This is a genomic window from Hahella sp. CR1, from assembly GCF_029813005.1.
Classification (GTDB): domain Bacteria; phylum Pseudomonadota; class Gammaproteobacteria; order Pseudomonadales; family Oleiphilaceae; genus Hahella.
Map to the genome: position 1 here is coordinate 25864 of NZ_JAPELK010000008.1, position 17312 is coordinate 43175.

The 17312-nt window shown below is 57.3% G+C and carries 15 protein-coding genes; 3 read left to right on the top strand and 12 right to left on the bottom strand.

Annotation, left to right across the window (positions count from 1 at the left end; translation table 11 throughout):
* Window positions 1-42: 42 nt before the first annotated feature.
* Entirely contained in the window at window positions 43-972 is a 930-nt protein-coding gene (locus ONV78_RS19105) for an alpha/beta hydrolase (protein ID WP_279505540.1), read from the bottom strand.
* 449 nt (window positions 973-1421) lie between these two features.
* On the opposite strand from ONV78_RS19105, the gene ONV78_RS19110 reads away from it, so the two are divergent.
* From ONV78_RS19110 to upp, 3 genes are all read left to right on the top strand, one after another.
* On the top strand, window positions 1422-2876 hold the full coding sequence (locus ONV78_RS19110) for a wax ester/triacylglycerol synthase family O-acyltransferase (protein ID WP_279505542.1): 1455 nt from the start codon (window positions 1422-1424) through the stop codon (window positions 2874-2876).
* Between the two features lie 107 nt (window positions 2877-2983).
* Window positions 2984-4291, top strand: a complete 1308-nt coding sequence (locus ONV78_RS19115) for a hypothetical protein (protein WP_279505544.1) — start codon at window positions 2984-2986, stop codon at window positions 4289-4291.
* A gap of 193 nt (window positions 4292-4484) precedes the next feature.
* Complete coding sequence (upp, locus tag ONV78_RS19120) at window positions 4485-5120, top strand: uracil phosphoribosyltransferase (RefSeq protein WP_279505545.1); 636 nt, start codon at window positions 4485-4487, stop codon at window positions 5118-5120.
* A gap of 33 nt (window positions 5121-5153) precedes the next feature.
* Here upp and gpt read toward each other — a convergent pair whose 3' ends face one another.
* From gpt to xdhA, 11 genes are all read right to left on the bottom strand, one after another.
* The gene (gene gpt, locus ONV78_RS19125) at window positions 5154-5645 is read right to left on the bottom strand and encodes a xanthine phosphoribosyltransferase (RefSeq protein WP_127973384.1); all 492 of its coding nucleotides are present in this window, start codon (window positions 5643-5645) and stop codon (window positions 5154-5156) included.
* Between the two features lie 130 nt (window positions 5646-5775).
* The gene (locus ONV78_RS19130; protein WP_279505547.1) at window positions 5776-6990 is read right to left on the bottom strand and encodes a urate hydroxylase PuuD; all 1215 of its coding nucleotides are present in this window, start codon (window positions 6988-6990) and stop codon (window positions 5776-5778) included.
* A 213-nt stretch (window positions 6991-7203) separates the two neighbouring features.
* Complete coding sequence (gene guaD, locus ONV78_RS19135) at window positions 7204-8511, bottom strand: guanine deaminase (protein ID WP_279505549.1); 1308 nt, start codon at window positions 8509-8511, stop codon at window positions 7204-7206.
* A 40-nt stretch (window positions 8512-8551) separates the two neighbouring features.
* Entirely contained in the window at window positions 8552-9052 is a 501-nt protein-coding gene (locus ONV78_RS19140; RefSeq protein ID WP_279505550.1) for an ureidoglycolate lyase, read from the bottom strand.
* 1 nt (window position 9053) lies between these two features.
* Entirely contained in the window at window positions 9054-9419 is a 366-nt protein-coding gene (gene uraH / locus ONV78_RS19145) for a hydroxyisourate hydrolase (RefSeq protein WP_279505552.1), read from the bottom strand.
* On the bottom strand, window positions 9416-9925 hold the full coding sequence (gene uraD, locus ONV78_RS19150) for a 2-oxo-4-hydroxy-4-carboxy-5-ureidoimidazoline decarboxylase (protein ID WP_279505555.1): 510 nt from the start codon (window positions 9923-9925) through the stop codon (window positions 9416-9418). Before uraD ends, uraH begins: the two co-directional genes overlap by 4 nt.
* On the bottom strand, window positions 9922-10926 hold the full coding sequence (alc, locus tag ONV78_RS19155; protein WP_279505557.1) for an allantoicase: 1005 nt from the start codon (window positions 10924-10926) through the stop codon (window positions 9922-9924). The genes uraD and alc overlap by 4 nt, the downstream gene beginning before the upstream one ends.
* A gap of 64 nt (window positions 10927-10990) precedes the next feature.
* Window positions 10991-12358, bottom strand: coding sequence for an allantoinase AllB (allB, locus tag ONV78_RS19160; protein WP_279505558.1), 1368 nt, complete (start codon window positions 12356-12358; stop codon window positions 10991-10993).
* Entirely contained in the window at window positions 12355-13257 is a 903-nt protein-coding gene (xdhC, locus tag ONV78_RS19165) for a xanthine dehydrogenase accessory protein XdhC (RefSeq protein ID WP_279505560.1), read from the bottom strand. The genes allB and xdhC overlap by 4 nt, the downstream gene beginning before the upstream one ends.
* Before the next feature lie 2 nt (window positions 13258-13259).
* Window positions 13260-15680, bottom strand: coding sequence for a xanthine dehydrogenase molybdopterin binding subunit (gene xdhB, locus ONV78_RS19170; protein ID WP_279505562.1), 2421 nt, complete (start codon window positions 15678-15680; stop codon window positions 13260-13262).
* Window positions 15673-17142: a xanthine dehydrogenase small subunit gene (xdhA, locus tag ONV78_RS19175; RefSeq protein WP_279505565.1), complete on the bottom strand. Its 1470-nt coding sequence runs from the start codon at window positions 17140-17142 to the stop codon at window positions 15673-15675. Before xdhA ends, xdhB begins: the two co-directional genes overlap by 8 nt.
* Window positions 17143-17312 lie beyond the last annotated feature (170 nt).

The following is a 17312-nucleotide window of genomic DNA, read 5'->3' on the forward strand; positions in this document are numbered from 1 at the left end:
AACCGGCGCGTCCCTGGCCGGAAGTGAGCGGTCAGCAGAGTGTCAGGCGCCGGCGACGGCCGCATTGGGGAGCAGCGATAGCGGCGGCACCCATTCCTGGCTGTCCAGAGTGATAAAGTGGCTGGTGGCGCCGGTTTCAATGATGCGTATGGCGTTGGGAGAGTTTTCGGCGCTTTGCAGCATGGCGTCCCGGTCCAGAATGCGATCGATCTTGGGAATCAGGATGGTGCCATGACGCATGTGCTCGTAAGCCGTCATGTCGCCTTTTTCCATCCAGGCCAGAATATTCTCGATATTGCGCACAATGGTGAGATGGTCTCGCGTGGATGAAAACAGACGATCCAACAATACCCGTTTGCGGGGATTCATTCTGCCGAAGAAAGTTTGCCCGTAAGTGGTGGAAGGGGCGCTGTTGACCAGGCGGATCACCCAGGGCCACATACCGTGACTGACCGGGTCGAGCAATGCGCGGGCCAGTACGTGCAGCTTGCCTTGTGGCAATACTGGCGCTTCCAGCACGACATCCACATTGGCGTAGAGTTCGGGCCACTGCTTGATGGCTTCCAGAATGACGGCGCCGCCCCGAGAGTGACCATGCACCCGCACCCGATTGGTGCTGGGCATATTCTGCAGCACCTGATTAAGAACGGCGGCGTCGTACTCAATGGTCGCTTCAAGATATTTGATGGGCGTTTGCCAGGGCGCGGACTCCAAGGTCGGTCCGCTGACGGGAATATGGTAATTGCTGCAGGTGAGCAGGATCAGCTCAGTGTCGGGAGCCTGATAGGTCTGGGTGAAGTAACAGTGATTTTCCAGAAATCCGTGGACGCCGATGACGGTATTTTCCGCCGGAGCGCTATGATTGCGGAGGGATACCGCACCTTTTCCCACGGAGTAGACCTTACCGGAAAACATCTCGGTATAGGCCGGATCAATTGGTCGTAACAACTTACGGGCATGGACTGCTTTCATGGTAGTAACTCCCACCGTCGCGCCGCCCCGTTTTCCGCACGCTTGGAGATGCTCGCCTCCTGTGGCTGAAACTACAACGGGTTTATTATATTTGTATGAGCTCGCAACTGGACGACACTTTGGTTGATTGCGCCTATAGGTTAATTATGGCGCCTATTTCGTAAGCGTGGAGGCTAATCTTAAGTCTTATATATAAAGTGTCGCCTGATGCTCTATGGTTTCCCCATGGACACATCAGTTAAACTGCCTGGGCGCATTCCGCAAACTCGCCGGTTTCTGCTCGAAAAATCCGGCAAAATCCAACCAGGCAGTCAGGTTGTCGCACTTTGATTATAGGATTGCCGCTTTTGAGCCAGTGTTAAAATTTGTAATCGCTCTGTAAAGAAGTTTGCGATTTTCAGCCATTATGGCTAATGACCGAATTGTAGGGGGAGGTGCGGCGAAAGCTCATGTCAGATAATCACTTTGAGCCGGTAAGCGGCGTTGATTCAGCCTGGTTACGGTTGGATCGTCCGACAAACCTGATGGTGATCACCGCGATGGCGGTGGTGGAGCCGATTCCCTTCAACAAGCTGAAAGAACTCATCAACTCCCGGTTTCTGGCCTTTCCCCGCTTTCGGCAAAAGCCGGTTAATCACTCCGGATTCTATTTCTGGGAAGAAGATCCCTACTTTTCTCTGGATTACCATGTTCGCAAAGTCGCTCTGCCGCAGCCGGCGGATAAAGGCGCTCTGGAAAAATTCATTGGCGACCTGATGAGCACGCCTTTAGACCCGGGTAAGCCGTTGTGGCAGGTCTATCTCATTGAAAATTATGGCGATCATCATGTCTGTGTGATGCGGGTGCATCATTGCTATGCGGACGGCCTGGCGCTGGTGGCGGTGTTTGGTTCGCTGTCCGACCAGTCTCCCAACATCAATCCATTTCCTCTGGACCCTGGCAAGCAGCGAGACGCCGGCGTGCGTGCGCGGCAGTCTTTCGTCATGGGCATGGAGACGCTGTCCCGGGCGGTGGAAAAGTGCACCAAGCTGCGCTATCGCATTGCGGAAGAGGGGAAAAGTATCCTGCGCGAACCCGGTTATGCCGTGGAAGGCGTCAGGCAGGGGCTGAACGGGGCTGCGGAGATTGCGCGTCTGGCGGCGCTGGAGGCGGACGATCCCACGCCTTTGCGGGGCGAGTTGGGCGTCATGAAATGCTGCACCTGGTCCGAATTGATTCCCCTGCATAAGTTCAAAGAGGTCGCTCAGGCGTTTGGCTGCAGCATCAACGACGTGTTGCTAAGTTGCGTGAGCGGCGGCTTAAGACGCTTGTTGCAGGATCGAATGGATCAGGTGGACGGGGTGCGTTTGCACGCCACTTTGCCCGTCAACCTGCGGCCATTGGAGACGCGGTTGGGCAGAGAGCAGTTGCAGGAGTTGGGCAATCAGTTCGGAACGGTCTTCGTTCCGCTGGCGGCGGGCATCGGCAACCCCATTGAGCGCCTGTACAAGATCAAGCACGATATGGCGGCGCTGAAAGAGTCAATGCAACCCAGCCTTTCTCATGCATTGCTTACCGCAATGGGGCTGTTTCCCCAAGGCGTGCAACAGCCGCTGCTGGAGCTTTTCAGTAATAAGACGTCGATGGTGCTCTCTAATGTGCCTGGCGCGCGTCGCGCTCGTTATCTGGCGGGCAGCAAAGTAAAAGAGTTAATGTTCTGGGTGCCGCAGACGGGCGATATCGGGCTCGGCGTCAGCCTGTTGAGTTACAACCAGTCCGTGCAGATCGGCATCAACGCGGATCGGGCGCTGTTGCCGGAGCCTGCTGAACTGACTCGCGCGATGATCGACTCTCTGGAAGAATACTGCTCACTCACCGGCATGATCTGGCAGGCGGCGGAAGCCCGCTCCCATCGCAAAGCTTGAGCACAGGCGGCGCGCAATGCGCCGCTTTTGCCAATTGCATCAATGAATTTATCTTTGTGTAACCTAAGATTGCAGTTGGTAACTCCCCACTGAGCTCTTTGATTGCAATGAATAACAATAAATACAACCAGGGGCCTGTGCATTGGTCCCGAAGTGCGCTTATCGTCGTAGCGGTTGCAGTGACTCTGCAGGGCTGCGAAAAGCTGGAAACTAAACCTAAAGATCCTACCGTACCAAGCCCGGACTTTGTTCTCAGCGGCTTGCAATATGCGTCGGAAATTTCGTTGCAGCGGGATCAGGGGCGCGTAATGCGTTCAATCATCAGCGGCAACTCCCGCGCAGGGCTGGGCGACCTGTTGGATAAAGGCGGCAATGGCGGTTACGCCAAGATCAATACGCCTAAATACAAATTTGACGACGCGGGCTTCATGAATGCCTCCGGCTCGCGATACGGCGGCATCAGCGCCGCTGGCGATCTTTTCTTCCTGACGGATGTCGCCGCCATCAGCACCACTTTCTACGCCGGCGTGAAGGTCGATAAAACTGCTACCGCCGAAAACCCGGATGGCGATATCGTCTATCAGAAACCAGACCTCACCCAGGGCGATTATCTCTGCATTGAGGAAACCTATTTCCCCAGCGGCGCGGACAACAAGCTCACCGTGCAGATTCACAAAGCTACTCTAGACGCAGACGGAAACGGCGTCTTACAGCGTATTGGCAGCACCGGCGTGGGCGCAGGCTCTGAAAGCCGGTCGATTGCTTACTCTTTTGACGACGAGGCGGTTCTAAGCTGGTCCGATCCGGCTTTGGACGAGGCGTTTGATGAGGTTGTCCAGAACGCTGGCTACACGTTGGATTGTCCAGTGGATAACGACGGCAACCCGGTCTATGACCCCTGTCGCTGGAGCGTACGCACTTTGGGAGGAGCGTCCCCTGATGGTCGGGTGTTCCATTTTTCCCGGGTGGCCTGGAAAGAGCAGGTTCCCGTCACTCCACCTGAAGACGATAGTCCCGGCAACGCGGAAGTCGGCGGCTGGCGACCGGTGGCAAGCTCGGCGATATGTCTGCGCACCGCCACGGATATGGCGAATAACGTTCTGCAGGGAGAATACTGGCTGGGCGTCGTGATCGAAGATCAGGACATCCCTCAGGCGACGTTCAGTCGTTTGACGCTGGATGGCGCGGGGGCAGGCGTTGACAGTCAGATACGCGCTTCGGCGGGGATTGCGACGCGTAATCTAAGCGTCACCTATAACGTGGAGCCGAACGGCGAGCTGACTTACAGCGGCCGGATGGGAATCGCATCCGCCGATGGCGAGTTGCTGGTGTTTGACGCCAGTGATCCTGCAAACGGTAAGATCGGCTTCGGCGTCGCCATGAAAAATCAGAAACCGGCGGGGCAAGAAGAGTAACTGGAACGGTAAGATCGGGACGTATAAAAACAATAAAGGCCATCTTGCCGATATATCTGCAATTTTCACGCAAGATTTCCGTCTGCAGGGATGTGTGGACGCGCAAAATACGCTAGCATTTTGCGCGTTTATATTCAGATTACCTGATGCCCGGAAAGCGCTCCTGCTTTTCGGGTCTTGCCGGAGATATCCTATGCCTACCCATGAAATCCGCCATCCCTTGGTCCGTCATAAAATCGGCCTGATGCGGCGGGCTGAAATCAGCACCAAAAGCTTTCGCGAACTTGCTCAGGAAGTGGGAGCGTTGCTGACTTATGAAGCGAGTAAAGATTTCAATCTGGGCACGGAGGTTGTGCAAGGCTGGGCCGGGCCGGTGGAAGTGGAAAAGCTGAAAGGCAAGAAAGTGACCGTCGTGCCGATTCTGCGCGCAGGACTGGGTATGCTGGACGGCGTTTTATCTCTGATTCCTGCGGCCAAAGTCAGCGTAGTGGGGCAGGTTCGCAACGAAGAAACCCTGGAAGCGAAAACCTATCTGGAAAAGCTGGTGGGTGAACTGGATCAGCGTCTGGCGTTGATCATCGATCCCATGCTGGCGACCGGCGGCTCTATGATTTCCACAATCGATCTGCTTAAGAAAGCAGGCTGCTCCGAAATCCGCGCATTAGTGCTGGTGGCGGCGCCGGAGGGCATCGCCGCAGTAGAAAAAGCCCATCCTGACGTGCACATCTACACCGCCGCCGTTGATGAAAGGCTCAATGAGAAAGGTTATATCCTGCCTGGTCTGGGCGACGCCGGCGACCGCATTTTCGGCACCAAGCAGAAGAGCTAACCTTCGCGCTTTCTGCCTGGGAGAGGCCGGCTCTTAGAGCCGGTCCACCAGTGGAGTTGAGTAGTTCAGCTCCATATCCCAGGGAAAGCGCATCCAGGTTTCCTGAGACACTTCTTTGATGCACAGGTCCACAAAAGGCCGCCCCAGTGGTTTTGCGTAAAGCGTGGCGAAAAATGCATTGGGAATCAGGTTACGCACCACTTTGGCGGTTTTACCCGTATCCACCAGATCATCCACCAGCAGATAGCCTTCACCGTCGCCAATGACGGAAGCGTCAAAGCTTTTGATGACGTTGACGTCATCGGACTGCTTTTGTTCTTCATAGCTGACGGCGCAAACGGTGTCGATGTAGCGAATGCCCAATTCGCGAGCGATGATGCCGGCGGGGATCAAGCCTCCGCGGGTGATGGCGATAATGCCTTTCCAGCGGCCCATATCGATCAGCTTGCGGCATAACATCCGCGTGTCCCGATGAAGTTCTTCCCACGAAATAAAGATGGTTTGATGGTATCTACTGTCGCTCATAGTCTGCTTAGGTCACTTTCAGGCTGGCCTGCGACCCCGCCCGGGATCGCTGAGGCATATAAAAGGTTGCATATGCTAACCGCGTTTTTTACCCAGGAACATTCTCCTTTGGATAAAAACGCGGCTCGACTTATTCGGTTCCGCCGCCCTGTTTGATCCAGGCTCCCAGTTGTTGGCGCTCTTCATCCGTCATTCCGGTCAGGTTGCCCAGAGGCATGTAGTTGGAATCTACCGCAACCTGTTGAATCTGCTGGAGATGACGCATAACGCCACTGGTGGTGTCCAGAAGTACGCCGGCAGGGGCCTCCGCAAATCCGGCCTGGGTTGGGTTGGCCGCATGACAGCTGGCGCAGCGGTTGTGAATGATCGCCGCTGCCTGCATGAAACCGACCTTATTCGCCGATTCTGCGGTTTGCTGGGTATCTGCGTTGTCCGCTTCCCCCGTGTTTTTGACGATCACCGCCAAGCCGATGAACATCACCATCGCTATCACCAGAATAGCAGGTTGTTTTACGCCTCTGTGCTTGAGGTTGAAATAATGGCGCGCAAAGGCGGTGATGATGACCAGCGCCGATAGAATGGCCCAGTTCCACTCATGGCCGTAGGTCATGGGATAGTGGTTGCTGATCATGATGAAGATCAGCGGCAGCGTCATGTAGTTGTTATGGGTGGAGCGCAGCTTGGCGTTTTCACCCAGTTTGGGATCGGGGGCGGCGCCGGCCTTGACGGCGTTCACCAGCGCTTTTTGGGAAGGAATGATGATCATCAATACGTTCCCCGCCATCAGCGTTCCCATCAGGGCGCCCACATGAATATAGGCGCCGCGGGCGCTGAATACCTGAGTCAGGCCCCAGCTGGCCAGAATGGCGAGACCCAATAACAGACCGCCGAAGACGTAGCCATTGCGAGACAGGGGCGAGCGGCATAAGCCGTCGTACAGCGCCCAGCCCGCTACCAGCAGGCCGACGCCGATGCCGATAGCCTGCCATTGGCTAAGCTCCATCACGGACTTATCGATCAGGTAGGTCTCCGCCCCGAAGTAGTACATCAGGGACAACAGCATGAAACCGGTCAACCAGGTGGTGTACGCCTCCCATTTGAACCAGTGCAGCGTGGCCGGCATTTTCTCCGGCGCCAGCCGGTACTTGGCGACTTCATAAAAGCCGCCGCCATGAATGGCCCATAAATCGCCTTTGATTCCCTTTTCTTTTTTCCAGTCCGGCGGGTCCTGCAGGGAGTTGTCCAGCCAGACAAAGTAAAAGGAAGCGCCAATCCACGCCACGCCTGCGATAACGTGAAACCAGCGAATGAAAAGATTAATCCAGTCGATGTAATACGGGTCCATTCTGACCTCAAAGCCGAGTCTAATTGTTATTGGTCAACGAAGCCGCATCCGCGGCTTCCTGCGTTTTTGTTCTTTATTCGACAGACAAATAGCGTCCAGCTATGCGTCTGTAAGCGACAGAACCTGCACAGGTCAGGTTCTGTCTAGCGCGTCTTGTCGCCGCGCAGGCGCATTCACGCGCCGGGTTATTAACCTGTCAGCATCATCGCCACGTTAATCCTTTTTATGCACGCAGCGTCCAGCCGCGTAGGTTGCGCGTATGGCGCGGTCGTCTCCCAGGATGCTGAAGGCGAAAAGCTGCTCCGCCAGACTGCGGCAGTTTTCCATGCGCAGTTGCAGCAACGGCGTGGCGCGTTTATCCAGCACCACGAAGTCCGCTTCCTTACCGGCAGAGAAGCCGCCCAGGAGGTGATCCAGCTCCAGCGCTTTGGCGCCGCCCAGCGTGGCCAGATAGAAACTCTTGAACGGTGTTAGCGCATGTCCGCGCAGCTGCATGACTTTGTAAGCCTCGTTCAAGGTTTGCAGCAGGGAGAAGCTGGTGCCGCCGCCTACATCTGTGCCCAAGCCCACTTTGACTTTATGCCTTTCGGCTTCTTCCAATGCGAACAGGCCGCTGCCGAGGAACAGGTTGGAGGTCGGACAGAACGCCACTGCGGAATCTGAGCTGTGCAGCCGTTTCCACTCGTCTTCGCATAAGTGAACGCCATGGGCCAGGACGGCGCGTTTGCCGAGCAGACCGTAATGGTCATAAACATCCAGATAGTTGGCGCACTGCGGGAACAGTTCTTTCACCCAGCCGCACTCAGCGGGGTTTTCCGACAAGTGCGTGTGCATGTAGGCGTCAGGATATTCCTCACGCAAACGGCCCGCCGCCGCCAACTGCTCCGGCGTGCTGGTAGGGGCGAAGCGCGGCGTCACGGCGTAGAGCAGGCGACCTTTGCCGTGCCACTTTTCCAATAAAGCTTTACTGTCCTGATAGCTGCTTTCCGCAGTATCGCAAAGATAATCCGGCGCATTGCGGTCCATCATGACCTTGCCGCAGATCATGCGCAGGTTACGCTCCAGCGCTTCTTCGAAAAACATATCCACCGATTCCGGGTGCACGGTGCCGAACACCAGTGCGGTGGTGGTGCCGTTCTTCAGAAGCTCGTCCAGAAACACCCGCGCCACTCTGCGCGCATGTTTTGGATCCTGAAAGTCGCGCTCGGTGGGGAAGGTGTAAGTGTTCAGCCACTCCAGCAACTGTTTGCCAAAGGCGCCGATCATCTCGGTTTGCGGATAGTGAATATGGGTGTCGATGAATCCCGGAACGATCAGGCTGTCGGGATGGTTCTCGATGACTGCGCCTTCGGGAAGCGTCGGGAGCAGGTCGCTGTAGGCTCCGGCGGCGGTTATTTTGCCGTCTGCGACGACAAGCAGGCCGTCTTCCCAGTACTGATAACTGGCTTCTTCACCCACTTCCGCTGGATCGGCGATCATATGGAAAAGCGGGCCGCGATGGGCGCTGATGGAGCTGGTCATGGCGTGTCAGGGTTCCTCATTTTATATCAAAATCAACGGATTATAAGTCAATTGTCCAAGGCGCGTCGGGCAATTCGATTTCATCGCAGTTATTGCCCGGTCCTTTACGATCCACGACCAGAAAGTCGCTGACGTCTTCCAGCGCCAGACAATAGTGATGCCAGACGCCTTTGTGGTAATTCACGCCTTGCCCCGGTTGCGCCAGGAAGGCTTCTACTTTGTCCGCGTCGAAGTCTCCGGGCGGCGCCACCACCACCAGATAAGGGCGGGTGCTCAATGGGTAGAACGCCTGACTGCCCAGCGGGTGGCGCTCCATGATGCGGATGGCGACCGGCAGCGCTAAGGGCGTTGAGCGAAACAGGCTGATAATGGGCGCGCCATCGGATTCAGCCACATCTACTGTCGCCAATTGGTGGTAGCGCTCCGTCTGCCCGTAGTTAATGGTGAAATGCTCGCTGCCAGCGTCGGCGACGATAACGTCGCCGTAGGGCGCGAAGGCTTCACGGGTGAGCGTTTGGGGACGCAAGCGACGCGCGGGCATCTCAGCTGCCCCGGTAGGTGGAGTAGCCATAGGGTGAGAGCAACAGAGGAATGTGGTAGTGCTCGCCGTCGCCGCTGATTTCAAACACGACGTCCACATAGGGGTAGAAGCAGGTCTCTGCTCCGCGATACCCGGGCGTGTGCATGAGTTTCTTGAAATACGCGGCGGTGTCGAAGGCCATCAGATAACGGCCCGCGGGCAGCACCACGCTTTCTTCCAATAGAGTGGGCAGACGGCCGTCGGCGTTGGTTTCGCCGCCGCCGATCTGCTCCCAATCGTCGTCGACAAAAGCGAAGAAGCGAATCGGAACGCCAGCGGCGGGCTTGCCCTGGGCGGTGTCCAGAACATGAGTGGTGATTTGGCTCATAGCAGTTTCTCCAAGCGGATGCGGGTGATTTTGCGTTGCTCTTCCGCAGCGTTTATTACTTCCTCGCTACGCGCGTTGGGGAGTCTCGCCTCCAGCAGCGACAGCATTTCCGCCGCACTTTTACCGGTGGCGCAGACAATGAAAATAAAGCCGAATTTTTCTTCGTAAGCCTGATTTCCTGTGGCCAGACGTTGCAGGGTATCCTCGTCGGCGCTGTTGACGCCGGACTGCTCTCCGGCGGCCAGGGCTTTGGTGTGAGCGTACTTGGCGCGCAGAGAATTCACGTCGCCGATCTTGGGATGGCCGGCGAAGGCTTCCAGGTAATCCTGCTCCGTCAATCCCGCCCAGATGCGGTCGGCGGTGTCGTATACAGCCGTCGGGTCGGCGAATGGACGCGCCGCCGTCATGCCCCGCGCCCAGGCTTCGCTGCTGCAACAGGTCTGGAAAGTCGCTTGCGCAGCCTGTTCCGGCATAGCGTTGAGTTGTTCTAGGGTGAGCTGGCTCATTTGGGATACCCCAGCACGCGCAGACGGCTGACGCCGCCGTCAGGGTAAATATTCAAGCGCAGATGGGTGAACGCGGTGGCTTTGTCCTGAATTTCGTCCATGAACAGATGTTCGCGATGCGCATGCAGCTTGGTTTCTGGAATGATGGCTTGCCAGTCCAGGGCTTTCAGGCTGTCTGCGTCTGTCGTGTTCGGGTCCGCCGCCACGGCGCCTTCCAGAGAAAAGCGATCAGGATAGTTGCCTTTGAAGTGGCAGGTGTCGACGATCACTTTCTGCAAGGCGCCGGGTGCGGCCAGACGCATGATCAGCCAGTCGTAGCCTGGGCCGCGACGCCGTTTGGTTTCCCAGCCGTCGCCCATATTGACGCCGCGTCCGGGCATCAGCAGGTTTTGCATGTCGCTGAAGAACATATCGCTGCACAACAGCGCGCGACCGCCGTTGGCGATAGCAGCCAGATCCACCAGCTCGCCGGGCAGGGTGCGTGACCAGTCCACCTGGGGAGAGCCGTAAACTCGCAGCCGCGCGACGCCGCCGTCGGGATAAATGTTCAAGCGCACGTGGGTCCAGTTGTCGGCGTTGTCCACCTTGATCAGGTTTTGGCTGTGAGCGTTAACGCTGGTTTTTGGCAGGATCTCCGTCCACTGTGTGCTGGCGTCTGGTTCGCCCAGGCAGTAACAGGCGTCCAGAGACACTGACGCCGGCGCATTGCCGCGAAAATGATTGGTGTCGGCGTCGATAAAATCAATGCGACCGGGCGCGCCGAGGCGCAGGGTGCACCAGTCGTAACCGCCGTCGCGGCGACGCCGTGATTCCCAGCCATCCATCCATTTGCCGTTATCCGTGTACTTATCGGCGATGAAAATGCCGCGTCCGGACTTGATCAGGTTGTCCTTGGAGGCGAAGAAGTCGTCGCTGCAAGACAACACCTGGGTTCCCAGGCGCTCGGCCGCCAAGTTAAGGGCGCCTGGATAGGGCAGTTCAAAATCGATGGCGTGACTCATACAGAGAATTCCAAAATAAGTGTGGAGGTTAATCGTTGTTGTGTGTCGTTCATGATGTCCGCGCTCAGCCTGCTTTGCTCTCTCTCAGCAGCGGCTGGCCTTTGGCGGCGCCGATAAACTGGTCGTCCTTGTAAATACATTGTCCGCGCAACCAGGTCTGGCGAATGGCGCCGGTGGCCTGCATGCCTTCATAAGGCGTAATCTTGTGGCGGTGCTTGATCATGTCCTTGCTGATGGTGACCGCTTGATGGTCGTCAAACACCAGCACGTCGGCGTCATATCCCGGCGCCAGACGGCCTTTGCGATGGGACAGCCCGGCGAAGCGGGCGGTTTCCCAACTCATCAGGCGGGAAATAAAGGGCAGCGACAGGCCCCGTTGGTGAGCTTCATGCCATACCAGCGGCAGACTGAACTGGAGGGCGGAAATACCGCCCCAGGCTTTTTCGATATCGCCGCTGTCGATCTCTTTCAGTTGCGGCGTGCAGGGAGAGTGGTCGGACACGACGAAGTCGATCAGTCGCTGTTCCAGGGCTCGCCATAAATGCTCGCGGTTGTCGTTTTCACGAATGGGCGGGCAGCACTTGAACAGTGTTTTGCCATCCGGGATGGCTTCGGCGAACAGGGTCAGGTAGTGGGGACAGGTTTCCACGGTGAAAGACAGTCCCGACTCCTTGGCGGCGCCGATGGCGGCCAGCGCCTCGGCGGAAGACAGGTGCACGATATGCACTTTGCAGTCCACACCTTGCGCCTTGAAATCGCGGGCGGCGTTGATCATCAGGTCGATAGCGTCGTTTTCCCAGGCTTTGGGGCGCGAAGCGAGGAAACTCTGATAACTGTTGCCGATTGCCGGCGGCGGGCTGTGCTCCTTATCCAGCTCTGCGTGAATCAGATAGGGAACGCCGTAGCGCGCCAATATTGGCATGGCCCGTTTGACGTCGCTGTCCGTCACTGGCGGAAATTCATCGATTCCAGAGTCGATCAGAAATGATTTTACGCCTAGCACGCCTGCGTCCAGCAGCGCAGGCAGCTCATCGATATTTTCCGGCACGACCCCGCCCCAGAAGCCGCAGTCGACCCAGAGCTTGTCGGACACTGCATCGAGCTTGATGCGAAAGGCGTCGGCGGTGGTGGTGACCGGGATACAGTTCAGCGGCATATCCACCAGTGTGGTGATGCCTCCAGCGGCGGCGGCCTGGGTGGCGGTATTGAAGCCTTCCCATTCCGTGCGGCCGGGTTCGTTAATATGCACGTGAGTGTCCACCAGACCGGGCATCACCACGTCATTGCCGACATCCACCATCTCGTAGTCGGCGTCTATCGACATATCGTAAGGCTGCACTTCCACGATTTTGCCGCCGGCGATCAGCACCGTTGCGGGCTGCATGCCCTGATCGGTGATCACTCTGCGGCTGCGAATGGCGACGCCACTCATAAAGTCTCTCCTGAGGATGTTTGCGTTGACGTTGAAGAGTCCGTGTCGCTGGCGTCCCGAGGCTCTGCCTGATCGGCGGCCCAGCTTTTGATGTCCTTCCAGGCCACGCCCTGTTGTGTGGGCTGCGTGGAGGTGTGATACAAACCGATCAGCTCGGCGGCGATAGACACCGCCACTTCCATCGGCTGCTTGCCGGGGACGGCGGACAGGCCCACCGGACAGCTCACGCGTTCGACCTGACTGGAGTCCACGCCGCGATAGTCAAAGCGCTGGCGGAAACGCGCCCACTTGGTGGCTGAGCCGATCAGCCCCAGATACGCGAAGCGGTCCTGGCGCAGGATCTTTTCAGCCAGTTCGTAATCCAGCTGATGATTATGGGTCAGAATCAGGTAATAGAGGTTATCCGGCAGATCGTCGATCACATCGCAGGGATAGGCGTCCACCCGTTTATGGGTGTTGGCGGGAAGCGTTTCAGGAAACAGCTCTTCCCGGGAGTCGATCCAGGTGACTTGCACCGGCAGTTCCGCCAGGACTGTCACCAGTGCTTTGGCGACATGGCCGGCGCCGAACAAAGCGATCTGTGTGGGGCAGGGTGCAAAGGCTTCGAAAAGAACAGTGGCGCTGCCGCCGCAACACTGGCCCAGGCTGGCGCCCAAAGGGAAGTGTTCCATGCGTTGACTGTAATCCTGTCTGGCCAACATCTCCCGCGCCATAGCGGTGGCCTTGAACTCCAGATGGCCGCCGCCAATGGTGTCAAAGGTGGCGTCGGCGGACACCACCATTTTGGTTCCGCTGTCCCGGGGCGTAGAGCCGCGCGCGCCGATCAGCGTGATCAACACGAAAGGCCGCCCAGCGCGGCTGAGCCGCTGGGTGACTTCGAACCATTGCTCCCTATACATGCTTATTCTCCCTTGGCGGCGCTCAAGGTCGCTTCCACTGCCGCCAACACCTTCTCAGGTGTGGATGGCGTGTGCAACGGCGGATCAATACGGTAATCCGTCAAGCTGGAAATGGCGTCTTTCAAGGCGCACCAAACGGAGATCGCCAGCATGAACGGCGGCTCGCCCACAGCTTTGGAATGATAGATGGTTTCCTCGCGGTTGGGTTCGTTCGGCAATAACTCCACATTCAGCACTTCCGGCAGATCGCCCAGCGTGGGAATTTTGTAATTCGCCGGACTGTTGCTGAGCAGGCGGCCATTGGCGTCCCAGCAGACTTCTTCGGTGGTGAGCCAGCCCATGCCCTGGATAAAACCGCCCTCGATCTGGCCAATGTCGATGGCGGGATTCAGCGATTTGCCCACGTCATGCAGAATATCCGCCCGCAACACTTTGTACTCACCGGTCAAGGTGTCGACGACCACTTCCGAAGCGGCGACGCCATTGGCGAAGTAAAAGAAGGGGCGGCCGGATGCGGTGTCGCGGTCATAATGGATTTTCGGCGTTTTATAGAAACCGGTGGCGGACAGGGACACACGGCCCATGTAAGCCTGCTGGATGAACTCGGCGAACGGAAACGCCTTTTCACCTACATGGACATTATTGTCCGCGAAGTAAACCTGCTCCGGCGTCACCTGATATTGCTCACAGGCGAACTCGATCAATCGGCCCTTGATTGTCTGTGCGGCGTTTTGCGCCGCCTTGCCGTTCAGGTCGGTGCCCGAAGACGCCGCCGTTGGCGAAGTATTGGGCACTTTATCCGTGCGCGCCGCGGAGACGACGATGTTGTCTACATCAACCTGAAACTCCTGGGCGACGATCTGCGCCACTTTGGTGTACAGGCCCTGACCCATTTCCGTACCGCCGTGGTTCAAGTGAATGCTGCCGTCGGTGTAGATATGAATCAGCGCGCCAGCCTGGTTAAGGTGCTGTACGGTGAAGGAGATGCCGAATTTCACCGGCGTCAGCGCCAGGCCTTTTTTCAAGACCGGGCTGGACGCGTTGAACGCGCGAATAGCCGCTTTACGAGCGTGGTAGTCCGCATCCGCCATCAGCTTACGAGTCATCAGCGGAATGAGGTTCTGCTCTACTTTCTGATGGTAGGGCGTGACGTCATAGCCGCTTTGCTTGAAGTCATAGCGCTCATGATCTTCCCGATAATAGTTCAACAGACGTATTTCCACCGGATCTTTGCCGACGCGTCGGGCGATCGCCTCTATCATGGCTTCCGCCGCCATCATGCCTTGTGGACCGCCGAAGCCGCGAAACGCGGTATTGGAAACTGTATGAGTCTTGCAGCGATTGCCGGTGATGTTGGCGTTAGCGAGGAAGTAGGCGTTGTCGGAGTGGAACATGGCGCGATCGACGATGGCGTCGGACAGGTCCGGTGAATAGCCGCACAGGCCGTTGACGGTAATGTCGGCGCCCAATATACGGCCTTCGTCGTCAAAACCTACGTCAAAGTGGTTATGGAAGTGATGACGCTTGCCAGTCATTTCCATATCGTCGCTGCGACTGAGGCGGAATTTAACCGGTCGGCCGCTTTTGCGCGCCAGTACCGCAGCAAGACAGGCCCAGGGCGCAGCCTGAGTCTCTTTGCCGCCGAAACCGCCGCCCATACGACGCACGTCGACAGTAATGCGGTTGAAGGGAACATCGAGTACTTCCGCCACCAGCTTCTGCACTTCCGAAGGGTGCTGGCTGGAGGCGAAGATGTGCATGCCGCCGTCTTCCTCTGGAATCGCCAGGGATATCTGTCCCTCCAGATAGAAATGCTCCTGACCGCCGACTTCTATATCGCCGCGCAGGCGATTGGGGGCGTTGGCGAGGGCTGTTTCCGGCTCGCCCAGGCGCATCTGATGAGGAGGACGCACAAACAGTTGTTGTTGCAGCGCATCTTCGATAGTGAGGGTCGCCGGCAATACTTCATATTCAACTTCCGCCAGTTTCACGGCGCGGCGCGCAGCGGCGTGACTCTCCGCCGCGACGGCGAATAGAGGTTGGCCGACGAATTCCACTTTATCCTTAACCAGCAACATATCGCCGGGGAATACCGGACCGATATCCAGATGTCCGGGGATGTCGTCGGCGGTAATCACGCACAGCACGCCCGGCGCAGCGCGGACTTTGTCCAGATTCATGGAGATGACGCGGGCGTGAGCGTGTGGGCTTTTGCCTACGCAGCCATACAATTGTCCCGCGTGAGGAAAACGGTCGTCGATATATTGAGCGGCGCCGGCCACATGCTTGTGGGCGCTGTCATGTTTGGCGTCGCGACCGGCTTTGGGGGAGCCTTGGGTGGTCGGAGCCTGGGATTGCGCTAAGACGGCGCTATCCAGCTTGACCTCAAGTGGTTTGCCGAGTTTGTTCAACAGATCACGCATAGTGAAATACCCTCGTCGCCACCGCCCCATCGGCGCTTTCAATATACAATCGCTGCAATAGATTAGCAGCCACTTTGCGCCGGTAATCGGCGCTGGCGCGGACATCGCTCAAAGGTGAAAACTCCTGCATGATCGCCGTCTGGGCTGCTTGGATAGTGTCTGGCGTCCAGAGTTGTTGCAACATCGCCTGTTCGGTAAGCGTGGCGCGTTTGGGTATCGCCGCCATACCGCCGACGCCAAGTCGGATCTCCGCCACTGAGCCGTTCTCGATCTTGAGATAACAGGCCAGACACACGGCGGAAATGTCATCCTCCAAACGCTTGCTGACTTTATAGAGATGCAGGCTGGCGTCCGGGCGGGCGCGGGGAATGCTGATGGAAGCGATGAGCTCGCCGGGCTGCAAGGCGGTTTTCTTGTAATCCAGGAAAAACTGATCCAGCGGGAGGCGGCGGCTTTGTTCGCCCTTACGCAAGGTCAATACGGCGTTCAACGCCAACAGAACCGGCGGCATGTCGCCGATAGGAGAAGCGTTGCCGATATTGCCGCCGAGGGTGCCCTGATTGCGCACCTGCATCGAGCCCAGACGTTCGAGGAAGGGCTCCATGTCAGGGTATTCCTGGGACAGCGCAGACATAGCGCGCTCGTAGGTGACGGCCGCGCCGATTTCCAGCGTGTCCTCAGTCACCGTCAACGCGTCCATTTCATCGACTGCGCCGACATAAATAATGTTGTCGAGCTGCTTCAATTGCTGGGTGACCTCCAACGCCAGGTCGGTGCCGCCGGCCAGCAGGCGGGCGCTTGGGGCCGCGTCGTAAAACTGGGCGAGCTGATCCAGATTCGTTGGCAGGTGAAAGTGCTTAGTGACGCCTTGGTCTTCACGAGTCACGGAACCGGGGCCCTGTGCTTTGATAGCGGCCAGTCTGGCGCAGATGGCGGCTTCATCCTCTTTGATTTGCGCCAGTTGCTCAGATGAGGTGGCCTGACGGGCGGCATCCAGAATAGGGCGATAGCCGGTGCAGCGGCATAGATTGCCGGCCAGATAGGCCTCTCCTTCCTGACGTGAGCAGGCGCGTGTATCCGCTTTCTGCTGTTTATGCTGATATAAGGCGTACAGGGACATAACGAAGCCCGGCGTGCAGAAACCGCACTGAGAACCGTGCTGGTCCACCATGGCCTGTTGCACCGGGTGCAAGGCGCCGCGCCGGTTAAGATATTCAACGGTAATGAGCTGTTTGCCGTGCAACCCGCCCAGGAAGGTAATGCAGGTATTAATGGAGCGGTAGGCTAATGCGCCGTTTTCCTCTGTGGCGATCACCGCGGTGCAGGCGCCGCAGTCGCCGGAGGCGCAGCCCTCTTTGGTTCCGGTCAGCCCCTTATTGGTGCGCAAGAACTCTAAAATGGTCAAATCCGGGTCAAAATTATCGAGCTCTAAGGCGTCGTCGTTCAGTAAAAATCGAATCACCGTGGCGTACCTTGGTCTTTTTATTACAGCTTACTAAAAATTTTTTGTTATAACGTCCGCATGTCGCCGCTTAGTTTCATGCGCAGACAGCCGCTCGTTTTCCACGCCTGTCCTTATAGCTTACGCCCTTTAAAAAACTTGTCTACATGGTCAGGTTATTATTTACATAC